A 17673-nucleotide genomic window follows, 5' to 3' on the forward strand; every position below is an offset into this window, starting at 1 on the left:
GTGGGCCGTGCGTGCAGCCGTGCATGCAGCTGCGTGTGCAGCTGTGCGTGCATCAGCTCAGCCCGATCTCGTCGTCGATGTAGCGCAGCAGCTCTTCCTCGCTGACCTCGCTCAGCTCGTCGGCCCCCATCTCCTGGGCCCGGCCGCCGCCCGGCGCGGCGGCGGCCAGCGTCCTGGAACGTTCCCGCCAGCGCAGCAGCAGGGTCTCCAGACGGGCGGTCAGCTTGTTGACCTCGGCCTCGTCGCGCTCGTCGTCGAGCATGGCTTCGAGACGGTCGACGGTCTCCCTGCCCCAGTCCTCGGCCTCCGTCCCGGGCAGCAGGATCGTGAGCAGATGGCCGGTGAGCGCCTCGGGCGTGGGGTAGTCGAAGACGAGCGTGGTGGGCAGCCTCGTACCGGCCGTCCGGGCCAGGCGGTTGCGGAGTTCGACGGCGGTCAGCGAGTCGAAGCCGAGCTCCGTGAACGGCCGGGTGGCCGAGATCTGGTCGCCCGTGCCGTACTTGAGGACCGCGGCGATCTGGCCGCGCACCGTCTCCAGGAGGGCTTCCTGCCGCTCGGCCGCGGGCAGCGCGGAAAGGCGGCTGCGCAGCGCCTGCGCGTCGTCCGGCGCCGTGGCGCGGCGCGGCGCGGCGCGCACCAGACCACGCAGCAGCGCGGGCGTGTCCTCGCCGCCGCGCAGCTGGGCGCGGTCCAGCCGGACCGGCGCGGAGTGCGGCAGGCCGCTTGCGAGCGCGCGGTCGAAGAGGGCGAGTCCTTCCTCCGTGCTGAGCGGCAGGACACCGCCGGCGTTCATCCGCCGCAGCCCGGATTCGCCGAGGGTGGCCGTCAGTTCGCTGGTCTCCTCCCACAGACCCCACGACAGGGACTGAGCCACAAGACCCTCGGCACGACGCCGCACAGCCAATGCATCCAGGAACACATTGGCCGCCGCATAGTTGGCCTGACCCGGCGAACCGAACACACCAGCAGCCGACGAGAACAACACGAACAACTCCAACCCCAGAGCCCGCGTCGCCTCATGCAAATACCACGCCGCATCCACCTTCGGCCGCAACACCGGCCCCAACCGCTCCACCGTCAAACCCGTCACCACACCGTCATCCACCGCACCCGCCGCATGCACCACACCACGCAACCCCGAAATCCCCGCCACCAACTCCCCCACCGCAACACGATCAGCCACATCACAAGCCACCACCCGCACCACCGCACCCAGACCCACCAACTCATCCACCAACCCACCCACACCCGGCGCCTCTTCACCACGCCGACTCACCAACACCAACTCACGCACACCATGCACACCCACCAAATGCCGCGCCACCGCCGCACCCACCACACCCGTACCACCCGTCACCAACACCGCACCACCACCCGAAATCGGACCGACATCGGCGCCCACAGCGGAAGCCACCACAGCCAACCTGGGCACATACACATCCCCACCCCGCACAGCCAACTCCGGCTCCCCCGCAGCAACAGCCGCAGCCACCAGAGAGGCGGGAACACCAACCACCCCACCAACCACATCCGCATCCACATCCACATCCACATCCACCAACACGAACCGGTCAGGATGCTCCGACTGCACCGAACGCAAGAAACCACGCACAGCGGCCTGCGTGAGGTCCACCGGGTCGGTGCCCGACACGGCGACGGCGCCATGGGTGACCACGGCGAGCCGTGCGTCGGCGAGCGCCTCGTCGGCGAGCCACTGCTGGGCGCGCGCGAGGGCGGCGGTCAGCGCTTCGAGGACCCGCCGCGGCAGGTGTTCGCCGTCGCTCTCCCGCTGCCCGGGGGCGTCGAGCGCGGTCGCGTCCAGAAGGACGAGCCGCACACCATCGGCGACGGCGGCCTCGATCTCCTCCGCCGACCGCGTGCCGTCCCACAGGATCGAACGCGGCGTCTGTGCGGGCTCATCGAACGCACGGCGCTCCCAGCTCACTTCGTAGAGCGAATGCGCCGCGGTGGCACCTGCCGAGCGGAGCCGGGCCGCGGTGACCGGACGCAGCTCGACCCGGTCCGCGCCGAGCAGCGGGATGCCCTCGGTATCGGTGACGCGCACCCGCAGGGCTCCGTCGCCGGCCGGGGTCAGCAGGACCCGTACGATCCGGGCGCCGTCGACCGCCTGCGGGCCGGTGGCGGTGTCGAGGCCGCCGGCCCGCACCCGCACACCCTCCCAGACGGTGGGCTGCAGGGCTCCGGCGGTACCGGGGCCGTCCGCGTCGGCAAGACGCCAGGCGTGGCAGACGGACTCCAGGAGCGCGGCGCGCGGCGCAAGCCCTTCGACGGCCCGCTCGGGCAGCTCGACCTCGGCGTAGATGTCGTCGCCGGTGCGCCAGGCGGCACGCAGCCCCTGGAGGGCCGGTCCGAACTGCTGTCCCCCGGCGAAGAGTTCGCCGTAGAGCCCGGCCGTGTCCGCCGGGGTGGCGGCGGCCGGCGGCCAGGTGCCCGCGAGCCGTGCGTACGCCTCGTCGGGCTCCTCGGCTCCGGGGTGCAGCTCGGCGGTGGCGTGCAGGGTCCACTCCGCGGTCGCGTCACCGTCGGGCTGCGCGTGGACGGTGAGACGGCGGTGTCCGAAGTCGTCGGGCTCCGCGGCCATCACCTGGACGCGGACGGCGCCGTCGGGAGCCTGGAGCAGCGGTTCGTGCTGCTCCAGGTGCGCGACGCCGGGCAGGCCGAGGCGGTCCGCGGCGTACAGCGCCCAGTCGAGCAGGGCGCTGCCGGGCAGTACGGGCGTGTCGAGCAGGGTGTGCTCCGCGGGCGAGGCCGCGGCCGGGGCGGTGAGCCTGCCGGTGAACAGGATGCTGTCGGTCCCGGCGGGGACGACGGCCGCGGCGAGCACGGGGTGGCCGGTGGCCTCCTGGCCGACACCGCCCGGGTCCCCGAAGTCGTTCGGCGCGTCGAGCCAGTAACGCTCCCGCTGGAAGGCGTAGGTCGGCAGGTCGACGGCGTCGGCCCGCTCGTCCGGGGCCGGGGTGAGGGCGGTCCAGTCCACGCCGAGGCCTCGGGTCCACAGGGCGGCGGCGTTGCGGAGCAGGGCGGTCCGCTCGTTCTCGTCGCGGCGCAGAGTGCCGGTGACGACGACCTCTCGACCCCCGGCCCGCAGCGCGGCGTCCTCCAGGGCGGCGGTGGTGACCGGGTGCGGGCTGATCTCGACGAAGGTGTCGATGCCGCTCTCCATGAGGTCGGCGACGACCTGCGCGAAGCGCACCGGCTGCCGGAGGTTGCGGTACCAGTACTCGGCGTCGGCCTCCCGGTCCCGCACGTCCTCACCGGTGACGGTGGAGCGCCAGGTCACCCGGGGCCGCGCCGGGCTGATGTCACCGAGCTCCTTGAGGAGCCGGTCCTTGATGAGCTCGACCTGGGGGCCGTGCGAGGGGTAGTCCACGGGGATGCGGCGGGCGCGGATCCCGTCGGCCTCGCAGCCGTCCAGGAGCCGTTGCAACGGTCCCTCGTCACCGGCGACGACGACCGCGCCGGGGCCGTTGACGGCGGCGATGACCACGCCGGTGGCGGGTTCGGCGCCGCCGCCGGGGTTCGTGTACCGGTCGATGAGGGCCTGGGCCTCGTCGGCGGGCACGGTCAGTGAGGCCATGCCGCCGCGCCCGGCGAGCTCCTCGGCTATGACGCGGCTGCGCAGGGCCACGAGACGGGCGCCCTCGGCCAAGGTCAGGGCGCCGGCCACGCAGGCCGCGGCGATCTCGCCCTGGGAGTGGCCGACGACCACGGAGGGCGTGATGCCCGAGTGCTGCCAGACCTTCGCGAGGGAGATCATGACGGCCCACAGGGCGGGCTGCACCACATCGACGCGCTCCAGGGCCTGCTGGTCGCCGAGGACGTCGAGCAGGTTCCAGTCCGCGTGCGGCGCCAGTGCCTCGGCGCATTCGCGCAGGGCCCCGGCGAACACCGGCGAGGACTCCATCAGGCCGAGCGCCATGCCGGTCCACTGGGCGCCCTGGCCGGGGAAGACGAACGCGACCTTGGCGCCGGGGCGCACGGTCCCGGAGACGAGCCCGGGGACCTCGGCGTCCTGGCGGGCCAGGCCCGCGAGCCCTTCGGCGAAGCCCCCGGGGTCGGCGGCGAGGACGACCGCGCGCTCGTCGAAGGCGGTACGGCCGCCGATGAGCGCGGCGGCCGTGGCCGCGGGCTCGGCCCCCGCGGCTGCGAAGGCGCGCAGCTGCTCGGCCTGGCCGCGCAGCGCCGCGGGGGACTTGGCCGAGACGAGCCACGGCAGTACGGCGCCTTCGGCGGCGGCGAGCACGGGCTCGGGCCGCTCCGCGGCCTCGGGGGCCTGTTCGAGGATGACGTGGGCGTTGGTGCCGCTGATGCCGAAGGAGGACACCGCCGCCCGCCGGGGCCTGCCCGTCTCCGGCCAGGCCACGGCCTCGGTCACCAGCTCGACGGCGCCCGCCGTCCAGTCGACGTGCTCGCTGGGCCGCTCGACGTGCAGGGTCCGGGGCACGGCGGCGTGCCGCAGGGCGAGCACCATCTTCATGACGCCCGCGATCCCGGCGGCGGCCTGGGTGTGGCCGATGTTGGACTTCACCGAGCCGAGCAGCAGCGGGCGGCCTTCCGGGCGGTCCTGGCCGTACGTGGCGAGCAGCGCCTGCGCCTCGATCGGGTCGCCCAGGGACGTACCCGTGCCGTGCGCCTCCACCACGTCCACGTCGGACGCGGCGAGGCCCGCGTTGGCGAGCGCCTGCCGGATGACCCGCTGCTGGGCGGGACCGTTCGGCGCGGTCAGACCGTTCGACGCACCGTCCTGGTTGACGGCCGAGCCCTTGATGACGGCGAGGACGCGGTGGCCGTTGCGGCGGGCGTCCGAGAGTCGCTCGACGAGGACCACGCCCGCGCCTTCGGCGACACCCATACCGTCGGCCGCGTCGGAGAACGCCTTGCATCGGCCGTCGTGCGCGAGGCCGCGCTGACGGGTGAACTCGGCGAAGATCGTCGGGGTCGACATCACGGTGACACCGCCGGCGAGCGCCAGGTCGCACTCGGCGCGCTGCAGGGCGCTGACGGCCATGTCCAGCGCGACCAGGGACGAGGAGCAGGCCGTGTCCACGGTCACGGCGGGGCCCTCGAAGCCGAGGGTGTAGGAGACCCGGCCGGTGGCCACACTGCCCGCGTTGCCGTTGCTGAGGAAGCCCGCGACGTCCTCGGGCACGGAGCGCAGGCGCGCCGCGTACTCGTGGTACATCAGGCCGGAGAACACGCCGGTCCTGCTTCCGCGCAGCTCCGTCGGGTCGACGCCCGCGCGCTCGATGGCCTCCCAGGACAGCTCCAGGAGCATCCGGTGCTGGGGATCCATGGTCACGGCCTCGCGCGGGGAGATCCCGAAGAAGGAGGCGTCGAAGTCGGCGGCGTCGTGCAGGAATCCGCCCTGGTCCACCAGGGAGGTGCCGGGGCGCTCGCCGGTGGGGTCGAAGAACGAGTCGAGGGCCCAGTCGCGGTCCGTCGGGAAGCCGCTGATGCCCTCACGACCGTCCGCGAGCATCTGCCACAGCTCGTCGGGCGAGTCGACGTGGCCGGGGAAACGGCAGCTCATGCCGACGATCGCGATGGGCTCGTCGTCCGCCACGACCCGCGCCACCTCGCTGTGCCGCCGCGCGGCCGTGCCGGCCAGGAGACCGTGCAGATGGGCGCCGAGCGCGGCCGGTGTCGGGTAGTCGAACACCAGGGTCGCGGGCAGGCGGTTGCCGGTGAGTTCGCCCAGCCGGTTGCGCAGCTCCACAGCGGTCAGGGAGTCGAAGCCGAGGTCCTTGAAGCCGCGCTGGGCGGGTACCTCTTCCGCGCCGGAGTGGCCCAGGACGGCGGCCACTTGGGCCCGAACCAGGTCGACGAGCATGCTCTCGCGCCCGTCCTCGGGCATCGCCTCGTACTGCGCACGCCAGCCGCGGCCTCCGGGGGTTCCGGTGGCGCGGCGCGCGGGGGTGCGGACCAGGGCGCGCAACAGCGGCGGCACCTGCTGGCCTTCGGCGCGGGCGCGGGACAGGTCGAGGCGTACGGGAACCAGGTGCGGGGCGTCGAGGGCCAGCGACCGGTCGAAGAGGGCGAGGCCTTCCTCGGTGCCGAGGGCCTGCAGTCCACCGCGGCCGAGCCGAGCCTTGTCGGATTCGCCGAGGGTGGCCGTCAGTTCGCTGGTCTCCTCCCACAGACCCCACGACAGGGACTGAGCCACAAGACCCTCGGCACGACGCCGCACAGCCAACGCGTCCAGGAACACATTGGCCGCCGCATAGTTGGCCTGACCCGGCGAACCGAACACACCAGCAGCCGACGAGAACAACACGAACAACTCCAACCCCAGAGCCCGCGTCGCCTCATGCAAATACCACGCCGCATCCACCTTCGGCCGCAACACCGACACCAACCGCTCCACCGTCAAACCCGTCACCACACCGTCATCCACCGCACCCGCCGCATGCACCACACCACGCAACCCCGAAATCCCCGCCACCAACTCACCCACCGCAACACGATCAGCCACATCACAAGCCACCACCCGCACCACCGCACCCAGACCCACCAACTCATCCACCAACCCACCCACACCCGGCGCCCGCTCACCACGCCGACTCACCAACACCAACTCACGCACACCATGCACACCCACCAAATGCCGCGCCACCGCCGCACCCACCACACCCGTACCACCCGTCACCAACACCGCACCACCACCCGACCACGACGACACACCACCACCCGAGACCGGACCAGCATCACCACCCACCACAGCCAGCCTGGGCACGTACACATCCCCACCACGCAGAGCCAACTCCGGCTCCCCCGCAGCGACAGCCGCAGCCACAGCCGCCGCAACAGGAACACCAACCGCATCCGCAGCTACATCCACATCCACCAACACGAACCGGTCAGGATGCTCCGACTGCACCGAACGCACGAAACCACGTACAGCGGCCTGCACCGGGTCGGGCAGCTCCTCGGGCTCGATGCCGACGGCGCCGCGGGTCAGCACGGCGAGCCTGGCCCGGGCGGGCGTCTCCCGGGCGAGCCACTCCTGGACGCGGGCCAGCACGACGCCGGTCATGGCGTGGGTCGCAGCCGGTATGTCGTCGCCGCCGGGCACGTCCTGGACGGTGCAGTCGAGGAGCACCAACTCGGGATCTTCGGAGAGGACTTCGGCGAGCGGGGTGCCCGGGTGCCAGGCGACGGCGACAGGCGCGGCGGCGGTCACCGGCTGCCAGGCGTCCCAGCGCGGGACGTACAGCGACCGACCGGCGTCCGCCGCGCGCACGTCGGCGGCGGAGAGCGGGCGCAGCACGAGCTCGTCCACGGAGGCGACGGGCGTGCCCGCGGCATCCGTGGCCAGCAGCCGTACGCCATCGCCACCGGCCGCGGTCAGCCGGACGCGCAGCGAGGTGGCGCCGTCGGTCCAGGTCTGTACGCCGGACCAGGCGAACGGGAGGCGCACGGCGCCCTCGTCGCCGAACAGGCCGCCCAGGCCCATGGCGTGGAGGGCGGAGTCGAGGAGAGCGGGGTGGGCGAGGAAGTCGGCGGCGGCCGCCTCCTCGGGCAGGGCCACTTCGGCGAACACCTCGCCGCCGCGGCGCCAGACGGACTGCAGGCCCTGGAAGGCGGGACCGTACTCGTAGCCGCGCTCGAACAGCGCGCCGTAGAAGTCGCCCTTCTCGACGGCGGTGGCGCCGACGGGCGGCCAGGCGCCCTGGAGGTCAGCGAACTCCCGTGATTCCCGGGGCTCTTCGGCCGTGAGGGTGGCGGTGGCGTGCCGGATCCACTCGGCGGGCTCCTCCTGGTCGGCGGTGCCGGTCCTGGAGTGGATCGTGGCGGTCCGCGCGCCTGACTCGTCGGCCTCGGCGACCTGGACCTGGAGGGTGACGCCGGTGTCCGCGGTGAGGGTGAGGGGGCGCTCCAAGGTGAGCTCCCGCACTCGGCCGCAGCCGCTCTCCCGGCCCGCGGCGAGCGCGAGTTCGAGGAAGGCGGTACCGGGAAGGAGCACGGTCCCCAGGAGGACGTGGTCGGCCAGCCAGGGGTGCGTCGGCAGGGAGATCCTGCCGGTGAAGACGGCGGTGCCGGACTCGGCGGGGATCGTGGCGGCGGCGAGCAGCGGGTGGGCGACGGGGTCGAGCCCGATGCCCGCGGCGTCCCCGGTGCCGGCGGGACCCTCCATCCAGAAACGGCGCCGCTGGAACGGATACGTCGGCAGTTCGGCCACGTCGGTCAGGCCGGCCGGGGTCGCGGTGGCGGCCGCGCCCGCCAGGAAGGTGTCCCAGGAGAGGGCGGCGCCGCGGGTCCACAGGGTGGCGGCGGCGCGGGTCAGGGCCGTGCTCTCGTCCTGGTCCCGGCGGAGCGTGCCCGAGACCACCACGTCGTCGCGGCCCGCCGCGGCCGCGAGGTCCTCGATGGCGGGGGCGATCACCGGGTGCGGGCTGATCTCGACGAACGTGTCGATGCCGCGGTCGAGGAGGGCGACGACCGTCTCGGCGAACCGCACGGGCTCGCGCAGGTTCCGGTACCAGTACTGCGCGTCGGCGCTGCTCCCGGTGAGGGGCTGCACGGTCACCGACGAGTACATCGGTACGGACCCGGCCCGCGGCGCGACGGGTCCGGCGACCTGGAGGAGCCGGTCGCGGATGCTCTCGACGTGCGGGGTGTGGGATGCGTAGTCGACCGGGATGGTGCGGGCACGGACACCCGCGGCCCCGGCGGCCTCGGAGACCTCGGCCAGCGCCTCGGGGGCGCCGGCCACGACGGTCGCGCCGGGGCCGTTGACGGCGGCCAGCCACACGTCGTCGCGGCCGCCGAGGAGTTCGGCGGCGCGCTCGGCGGAGGCGGCCAGGGAGACCATGCCACCCTGCCCCGCGAGGTCCTCGGCGATGGTGCGGCTGCGCAGCGCGACCAGGCGCGCCCCGTCCGCGAGGGAGAGGATGCCGGCGGCGCAGGCGGCGGCGATCTCGCCCTGGGAGTGCCCCACCACGACATCGGGCGTGACGCCCGCGGCCTGCCAGAGCTTCGCGAGGGAGACCATGACGGCCCACAGGGCGGGCTGCACCACATCGACGCGCTCCAGGGCCTGTTCGTCGCCGAGGACGTCGAGCAGGTTCCAGTCCGCGTGCGGCGCCAGTGCCTCGGCGCATTCGCGCATGGCCTCGGCGAAGACCGGCGAGGACGTGAGGAGTCCGGTGGCCATACCGGTCCACTGGGAGCCCTGGCCGGGGAAGACGAAGGCGACCTTGGCGCCGGGGCGTGCGATGCCGTGCACCAGACCGGACGCGTCCGCCGTGCCGTCGGCGAGCGAGGCGAGGGCCGCGGGGCGCTCGTCGCCGAAGACGACGGCGCGGTGGCTGAAGGAGGCGCGGGTGCGGACGAGGGCGGCGGCCACGGCGTCCGTGTCGGGGGCGCCCGCGTCGGCGAGGAAGGTGCGCAGCCTGCCGCCCTGGTCGTACAGCGCGGCGGCGTTCTTGGCGGACAGCGGCCAGGGAGCGGGGACGCCGGTGAGCACCGGGATCGCCGCGTCGCCCGCGGACGGCTCCTCGGCCTCCGGCTCCGCGGCCTCGGGGGGCTCGGGGGCCTGTTCGAGGATGACGTGGGCGTTGGTTCCGCTGATGCCGAAGGAGGACACCGCTGCCCGCCGCGGCCTGCCCGTCTCCGGCCAGGCGACGGCCTCGGTCACCAGCTCGACGGCGCCCGCCGTCCAGTCGACGTGCGGGGTGGGCTCGTCCACATTCAGGGTGGGCGGCACCACTCCGTGCTGCAGGGCGAGCACCATCTTCATGACGCCCGCGATACCGGCCGCCGACTGCGTGTGGCCGATGTTGGACTTCACCGAGCCGAGCAGCAGCGGGCGACCTTCCGGGCGGTCCTGGCCGTACGTGGCGAGGAGCGCCTGCGCCTCGATCGGGTCGCCCAGGGTCGTGCCGGTGCCGTGCGCCTCCAGAACGTCGATGTCCGACGCGGAGAGCCCCGCGCTGGCGAGCGCCGAGCGGATGACCCGCTGCTGGGACGGACCGTTGGGCGCGGTCAGGCCGTTCGAGGCACCGTCCTGGTTGACCGCGGAGCCGCGGATGACGGACAGGACGCGGTGGCCGTTGCGGCGCGCGTCCGAGAGCCGCTCGACGAGCAGCACGCCGACGCCCTCGCCCCAGGCGGTCCCGTCGGCCGCGGCCGCGAAGGCCTTGACGCGGCCGTCCTGGGCAAGCCCGCGCTGCTTGCTGAACTCGGTGAAGGCGTCCGGCGTGGACATCACCATCACGCCGCCCACCACGGCCAATGAGCTCTCCTTGCCGCGCAGCGACTGCGCGGCGAGGTGCAGCGCGGTCAGCGAGGAGGAACAGGCGGTGTCGACGGTGACGGCGGGCCCCTCGAACCCGTACGTGTAGGAGAGGCGGCCGGAGAGGATGCTGGAGGCGGTGCCGGTCAGCAGGTAGCCCTCGCTGTCCTGCGTGGTGCCCACGTTCGAGCCGTAGCCGGACAGGACGCCGCCGACGAAGACCCCCGCGCTCTCGCCGCGCAGCGTGACCGGGTCGATCCCGGCCCGCTCGAACGCCTCCCAGGAGGCCTCCATGAGGACCCGCTGCTGCGGGTCCATGGCGAGGGCCTCGCGCGGGGATATCTCGAAGAACTCGGCGTCGAAGTCCGCGGCGCCATCGATGAATCCGCCCTTGCGGATGTACGAGCTGCGCGGGCGCAGTCCCTCCGGGTCGTAGAGGGCCCCCAGATCCCACCCGCGGTCCGCGGGGAAGTCCGCGATGCCCGCGCGCCCTTCGGCGACCAGCTCCCACAGCTCCTCGGGGGTCTGCACCCCACCGGGGAACCGGCAGCTCATGCCGATGACGGCGAGCGGCTCACGGGCGGCCTCCTCGACGGCGCGCAGCCGTGCGTAGGAGTCGCGGGCGTCGGCAACCGCCTGCTTCAGGTACTCGCGGAGCTTCTGCTCGTTCGACATCCAGTCCTCTTCCGGTCCAGCAGGTTTCAGTCAGCAGGTGGATTCACATGGCGGCGGGGTGGCCCGCCCGCCGGTCAGCTGGACCAGGGCTTGTTGTCCATGAGCTCGAACAGTTCCGCGTCGCTCACATCGGTCAGGCTGACCGGGTCGCTCACGGCCTCGCGCCCCGTCCACTTCGTGAGTACCGACCGCAGCCGCACGGTGAGGTCCGCGCGCCTCGGGTCGTCCGCGGTGACCTCGTCGAGCAGCGCCTCCAGGGCGGTGAGCCGGCTCGCGGCGAGCGCGGCCGGGTCGATCTCCGGGAGCAGTTGCTGCTTGAGGTGTGCTGCGACGGCCGCGGGCGTGGGGTGGTCGAACAGCACGGTGACCGAGAGCCGCAGACCGGTGACGGCGTTGAGCCGGTTGCGCAGCTCGACGGTGGTGAGCGAGTCGAAGCCGAGGTTCTTGAACGGCCGCTCGGCGCCCACGGTCTCGATGTCCTCGTGGCCGAGGACCACCGAGGCCTGCCGGCGCACCTCCTCGGTGAGCAGTTCCTCGCACTCCTTCGGGGACAGCCGCGCCAGTCGCTCGGCGAATCCGCCACCTGCCCCCGTGTCCGCGGCGGCGGACGCCGTCCGCTTGGCGGGGGCCTTGACCAAGCCGCGCAGCAGGGGCGCGACGTCGCCGGTGAACCTGGAGGGGTCCAGCTGCACGGGGACGGTGTGGGTGTGGTTGTCGCCGGTGGCGGCGTCGAAGAGGGCGAGACCGTCGGCGGTGGACAGGGCGCGCACACCGGTACGTGCCATCCGGTCGAGATCGGCCTGGTCGAGCTCGCCGGTGATCCCGCTGGCCTGCGCCCACAGCCCCCAGGACAGGGACTGTGCGGGCAGTCCGAGGCGGCGGCGGTGGTGCGCGAGGCCGTCCAGGAAGGCGTTGGCCGCGGCGTAGTTGCCCTGGCCGGGCGCGCCGAACACCCCGGAGGCGGAGGAGAACAGCGCGAACAGGGCGAGGTCCTTGCCGCGGGTGAGCTCGTGCAGGTGCCAGGCGGCGTCGGCCTTGGGGCGCAGCACCGTGTCGAACCGCTCGCGGTTCAGGGCCGTGATCACTCCGTCGTCGATGACGCCCGCGGCGTGCACCACGCCCCGCAGGTCGTCGATGCCGTCCAACAGACCTGCGAGGTGGACGCGTTCGGCGACGTCGCAGGCCACGACGCGTGCGGTGGCGCCGAGTTCGGCGAGCTCCGCGACGAGTTCGGCGGCGCCGGGGGCCTCGGGGCCGCGGCGGCTGGTGAGCACCAGGTCCGTGACGCCGTACCGCTCGGCCAGGTGGCGGGCCACGGAGGCGCCGATGGAGCCGGTGCCGCCGGTGACCAGGACGGTGCCGTCCAGGGTCGCCGTGGGGACGGTGAGGGCGACCTTGCCGACGTGCTTGGCCTGGCTGAGGTAGCGGAAGGCCTCGGGTGCCCGGCGGGTGTCCCAGGTGGTCACCGGCAGCGGGGAGAGCACGCCGTCCTCGAAGAGCCGCGCGAGGTGGGTGAGCATCTCGCCGATGCGCTCGGCGCCCGCCTCACCGAGGTCGAAGGAGCGGTAGAACGTGCCGGGCCAGGAGGCGCCCACGGCCTCCGGCTCACGGATGTCGGTCTTGCCCATCTCGATGAACCGGCCCTCGGGGACCAGGAGGTCGAGCGAGGCGTCGGTGAACTCCCGTGCCAGGCAGTTGAGGACGACGTCGACGCCCCGGCCGCCGCTCGCGGCCCGGAAGGTCTCGGCGAAGTCCAGGGTGCGCGAGGAGGCGAGGCGTTCGGCGGGGATGCCGCAGGCGCGCACGGTGGGCCACTTGGGCTCGCTGGCGGTGGCGTACACCTCGATGCCCCAGTGGCGTGCGAGCTGGACGGCGGCCATGCCGACGCCGCCGGCCGCGGCGTGGACGAGCAGCGACTCGCCCTCCTTGACGCGGGCGAGGTCCTGCAGCGCGTAGTAGGCGGTGAGGAACACGGTGGGCACGGCGGCGGCCTGGGCGAACGACCAGCCGGTGGGGATCGGCGCGACGGTGCGGGCGTCGGTGACGGCCAGCGGTCCCGCGTAGGCACCGTGCAACAGGCCCATGACGCGGTCGCCGACGCGCACGCCGGTGACGCCGGGGCCGACCTCGGCGACGAAGCCGGCGCCCTCGGAGCCGAAGCCCATCTCGGTGAAGGACTTGGCGACGTCGACCACGCCGAGGGCGAGCAGGACGTCGCGGAAGTTCACGCCGGTCGCCCGGACCTCGATGCGCACCTGCCCGTCGGCCAGCGGCGCCTCGGCCTGGGGGCACGAGACGAGCCGCAGTCCTTCGAGGGTGCCGCTGCCGTCCACGTCGAGGCTCCACGCGCCGTCGGCGGGCGGGACGAGGGTGTCGGCCGGCGCCACGCGGGCGAGCCGGGGCACCAGCGGGGCGCCCGCGCGCACCACGCTCTCCGTCTCCCCCGCGGCCACGGCGGCAGCGACGGTGGTGAGCAGGGCGACGGCCGAGCGGGCGTCGCCGTCCAGGTCGATCTGGACGATCCTGCCGGGGTTCTCGGAACAGGCCGAGCGCACCAGGCCGCGGACCGCGGACTGCACCGGGTCGATGCTGTCGCCGGGCACGGCGGCGGCTCCGCCACGGGTGACGACCGCGAGGGTGGCGGCCACGGTCTCCTCGACGGCGAGCCAGCCCTGCAGCGCGTCGAGGACGGCGCCGGTCACCTCACGGGTGGCGGCCAAGGTGTCGTCGCCTCCCGCGGGCACGGGCAGCAGCACCACACCGGGCAGTTCCTCGCCGGTGCGTACGGACTCCTGGAGCGCGGCGAGGTCGGCGAACCGGACGGCTCCCTCGACGCCCGCGGCGAGGTCGTCCGCGCTCCCGAGCACGGCCGGGCTCTGCCCGGACGGTGCGGGGGCCTCGGGCAACGTGACCCAGTCGAGGCGGAACAGGCCGTCCACGCGCGGCCGTTCGTGGAGGTCGGCGCCGGCCACGGGCCGCGAGGTGAGCTCGTCGACGGTGAGCACGGGCAGGCCCGCGGAGTCGGTCATCGTCAGCGACAGGGAGCCGGCGGCGTTCGGGGTGAGCCGGATGCGGGCCGCGGTGGCTCCGGTGGCGTGCAGACGTACTCCGGCGAAGGAGAACGGCAGCCTCGGCTCGACGCCGCTGTCCTGGTCGAGGGCGGTGGCGATCTGGCTGTGCAGGGCCGCGTCGAAGAGCGCCGGGTGCACGCCGAAGCGGGCGGCGTCCGCGCCGCCCCGCTCGTCCAGGGCGACCTCGGCGAAGAGTTCGTCGCCGCGCCGCCACAGGGCGCGCAGCCCCTGGAAGACGGGGCCGTAGGCGAAGCCCCACTCGGTCAGCCGCTCGTACAGGCCCTCGACCGGAACCGGCGTGGCGTCCGCCGGCGGCCAGGCGGACTCCTCGGCCGCGGGTGCGGCGGCGGGCTCCGCGGTCAGGGTGCCGCTGGCGTGGCCCGTCCACTCCTGCGCGCCACCGTCGCCGCCGGCGGGGCGGGAGAAGATCCGCACCTCGCGGGCACCGGCCTGGTCGGCCTCGCCGACGGTGACCTGGACGTCGACACCGGGTCCTTCGGCGGTCAGGGCCAGCGGGCTCTCCAGGATGAGTTCGGCGACCTGGTCACAACCCGCGTACTCGCCCGCACGCAGGGCGAGTTCGACCAGGGCGGTACCGGGCACGAGGACACGGCCGAGGACCCGGTGGTCGGCGAGCCAGGGATGGGTGCGGGTGGAGATCCTGCCGGTGAGTACGTAGCGGTCGCCGTCGGCGGCCTCGACGCCCGCGGACAGCAGCGGGTGCCCCACGAGGGAGAGCCCGGCGCCGGAGACGTCGGCCGGGCCGCCGGTACCCGGGGAGAGCCAGTAGCGGCGGCGCTGGAAGGCGTAGGTGGGCAGGTCGACGACGCCGGTGGCGTCGGCGGCTTCGGCGGCGTACACCGCGTTCCAGTCGACGTGGACGCCGCCGGTCCACAGCTGGGCCAGGGAGGTCAGGAGCCTGCGGGTGCCGCCGTCGTTCCTGCGCAGGGTGCCGGTGACGGTGGCGGCGCGGGCGCCTGCCGGCTGGTTCGCGACCGCGTCCTGGACCGCGGTCATCAGGACCGGGTGCGGGCTGACCTCCACGAAGGCGGTGTTGCCCTCGTCCAGGAGCAGCTGGATGGTCTCGTGGAAGCGGACGGGCTCGCGCAGGTTGCGGTACCAGTACTCGGCGTCGAGCGTTTCGCCGGGCACGGGCCCGGCGGTGACGGTCGAGTACATCGGGGTGTCCCCGGCGCGCGGGGCGACCGGCGCGGCGAGGTCGAGGAGCTGTTCGCGCACCCGCTCGGTGTGCGGGGTGTGGGACGCGTACTCGATGCCGACCTTCCGCGGCCGCAGCCCGGCGGCCTCGGCCTCGGCGTTCACCTCGGCGAGCGCATCGAGGTCGCCGGCCACCACGGTGGACTCGGGGCCGTTGATCGAGGCGATCCACACTCCGGCCCGGCCCGCGATGAGCGCGGCGGCCCGCTCGGGCGTCGCGGAGAGCGAGTACATGGCGCCCTTGCCCGACAGGTGCTCGTTGAACACCCGGCTGCGCAGGGCCACGAGGCGGGCGCCGTCCGCCAGCGACAGCGCACCGGCCGCGCAGGCGGCGGCTATCTCGCCCTGCGAGTGGCCGACGACGGCGGCGGGCACGACGCCCAGGGAGCGCCACAGCCGCGCGAGGGAGACCATGACGGACCACAGCACGGGCTGGACGACGTCGTCGCGCTCCAGCTTCTCGCCGCTGCGCAGCAGTTCGACCGGGTCCCAGTCGAGGTGCCGGGCCAGCGCGTCGGCGCACTCGCGCATGGCCCCGGCGAACACCGGGGACGCGGCCATGAGGTCGATGGCCATGCCCGCCCACTGGGAACCCTGGCCGGGGAAGACGAACACCACCTTCGCGTCGGACGAGGCGGCCTCGCCCGTCCTGACGTGCGCGGAGGTCTCCTGCCCGGCGACCGCATCGAGACCGGCGAGCAGCCCGTCCCGCTCCCCCGCCAGGACGACGGCACGGTGGCGCAGCGCGGTGCGGTGCAGAGCGAGCGAGCGGCCGGTGCCGAGGATGTCCGCGGCGGGGTCGGCGGCGAACTCGCGCAGCCGGGCCGCCTGTTCGCGCAGGGCGCCGGGGGTGTGGCCCGAGACGACCCACGGCACGGTGGCGCCGTGCGCGGCGAGCGGCGCGGGGGCCTCGGAGGGCGGTGCGGCGGAATCGGCCTCGACGACCTCGACGGCCTCGTTGTCGAACTGCTCCAGGATCACGTGGGCGTTGGTGCCGCTCACGCCGAACGCGGAGATGCCCGCGCGGCGCGGCTGCCCGGTGCTCGGCCAGTCGGTGACCTCGGTGACGAGGCGGACGTCGCCCGTTGTCCAGTCGACGTGCGGGGTGGGCTCGTCGACGTTCAGGGTGGGCGCCACGATGCCGTGCTGGAGGGCGAGCACGGTCTTGATGACGCCGGCCACGCCCGCGGCGGCCGCCGTGTGGCCGATGTTGGACTTCACGGAACCGAGCAACAGCGGGCGGCCTTCGGGGCGGTCCTGGCCGTACGTGGCGAGCAGGGCCTGGGCCTCGATCGGGTCGCCGAGCGTGGTACCGGTGCCGTGCGCCTCGACGACGTCGACCTCGGCGGCCGCCAGCCGGGCGTTGCCGAGCGCCTGGCGGATGACGCGCTGCTGCGCGGGACCGTTGGGCGCGGTCAGACCGTTGGACGCGCCGTCCTGGTTGACGGCGGAGCCGCGCAGCACGGCGAGGACGCGGTGGCCGTTGCGGCGCGCGTCCGAGAGCCGCTCGACGAGCAGCACGCCGACGCCCTCGCCCCAGGCGGTGCCGTCGGCCGCGGCCGCGAACGCCTTGACGCGACCGTCGGAGGCGAGGCCCTGCTGCTTGGTGAACTCGGTGAACATGCTGGGCGTCGACATGATCGTCACACCGCCCGCGAGGGCCATCGTGCACTCGCCCTTGCGCAGTGCGTGCGCGGCCAGGTGCAGCGCGACCAGGGAGGACGAGCAGGCCGTGTCGACAGTGAGCGCCGGGCCCTCGAAGCCGAAGGTGTAGGCGATGCGGCCGGAGGCGACGCTCGCGGCGTTGCCGATGCCCATGAAACCGGCCAGCTCGGACTGGTTGTTGCCGAGCATCAAGGTGGCGTAGTCCTGGCCGTTGGTGCCGACGAAGACACCGGTCCTGCTGCCGCGCAGCGCCCTGGAGTCGATCCCGGCCCGCTCGATGGCCTCCCAGGAGGTCTCCAGGAGGAGGCGCTGCTGCGGATCCATGGCGAGGGCCTCGCGCGGCGAGATCCCGAAGAAGTCCGCGTCGAAGTCGGGGGCGTCGTGCAGGAACGCGGCGGCTCGGGTGGCCGATCCCGCCTCCTGACCGGGGCCGCCCTCGAAGAGCGCGGCCAGGTCCCAGCCGCGGTCCGTGGGGAACTCGCCGACCCCGTCGGCCCCTTGGAGCACCAGGTTCCACAGCTCCTCGGGGGATCCGACGCCGCCGGGGAACCGGCAGCCCATCCCCACGATGGCGATCGGCTCCCGCTCGGCGTCCTCGACCTCGCGCAGTCGGCCCCGGACCTTGTGCAGGTCGGCGCTGACCCGCTTGAGGTAGTCGAGAGTCTTGTCCTCGTCCATGGTGGATCCCATTCGTGTGTCTCGCCGCATGAGGCCTTGCCGCTCGCCGTTCGTGCGCGCGGTTCTACCGGGGTGCGCCGGCTCGTTCGTGCTCAGGGGCCGGCCGTCGTG

The 17673-nt window shown here is 73.8% G+C and carries 2 protein-coding genes; both read right to left on the reverse strand.

Annotated elements, in window-relative coordinates:
• Nucleotides 1-52 precede the first annotated feature (52 nt).
• Nucleotides 53-10930 (reverse strand): beta-ketoacyl synthase N-terminal-like domain-containing protein, encoded by a 10878-nt coding sequence (locus ACIBEA_RS07120; RefSeq protein WP_399258796.1) that lies wholly within the window; start codon nt 10928-10930, stop codon nt 53-55.
• Nucleotides 10931-11004: 74 nt separating this feature from the next.
• Nucleotides 11005-17658, reverse strand: coding sequence for an SDR family NAD(P)-dependent oxidoreductase (locus ACIBEA_RS07125; protein WP_399259056.1), 6654 nt, complete (start codon nt 17656-17658; stop codon nt 11005-11007).
• Nucleotides 17659-17673: the final 15 nt, after the last annotated feature.

It is taken from the genome of Streptomyces sp. NPDC051555 (genome assembly GCF_044454405.1).
Classification (GTDB): Bacteria; Actinomycetota; Actinomycetes; order Streptomycetales; family Streptomycetaceae; genus Streptomyces.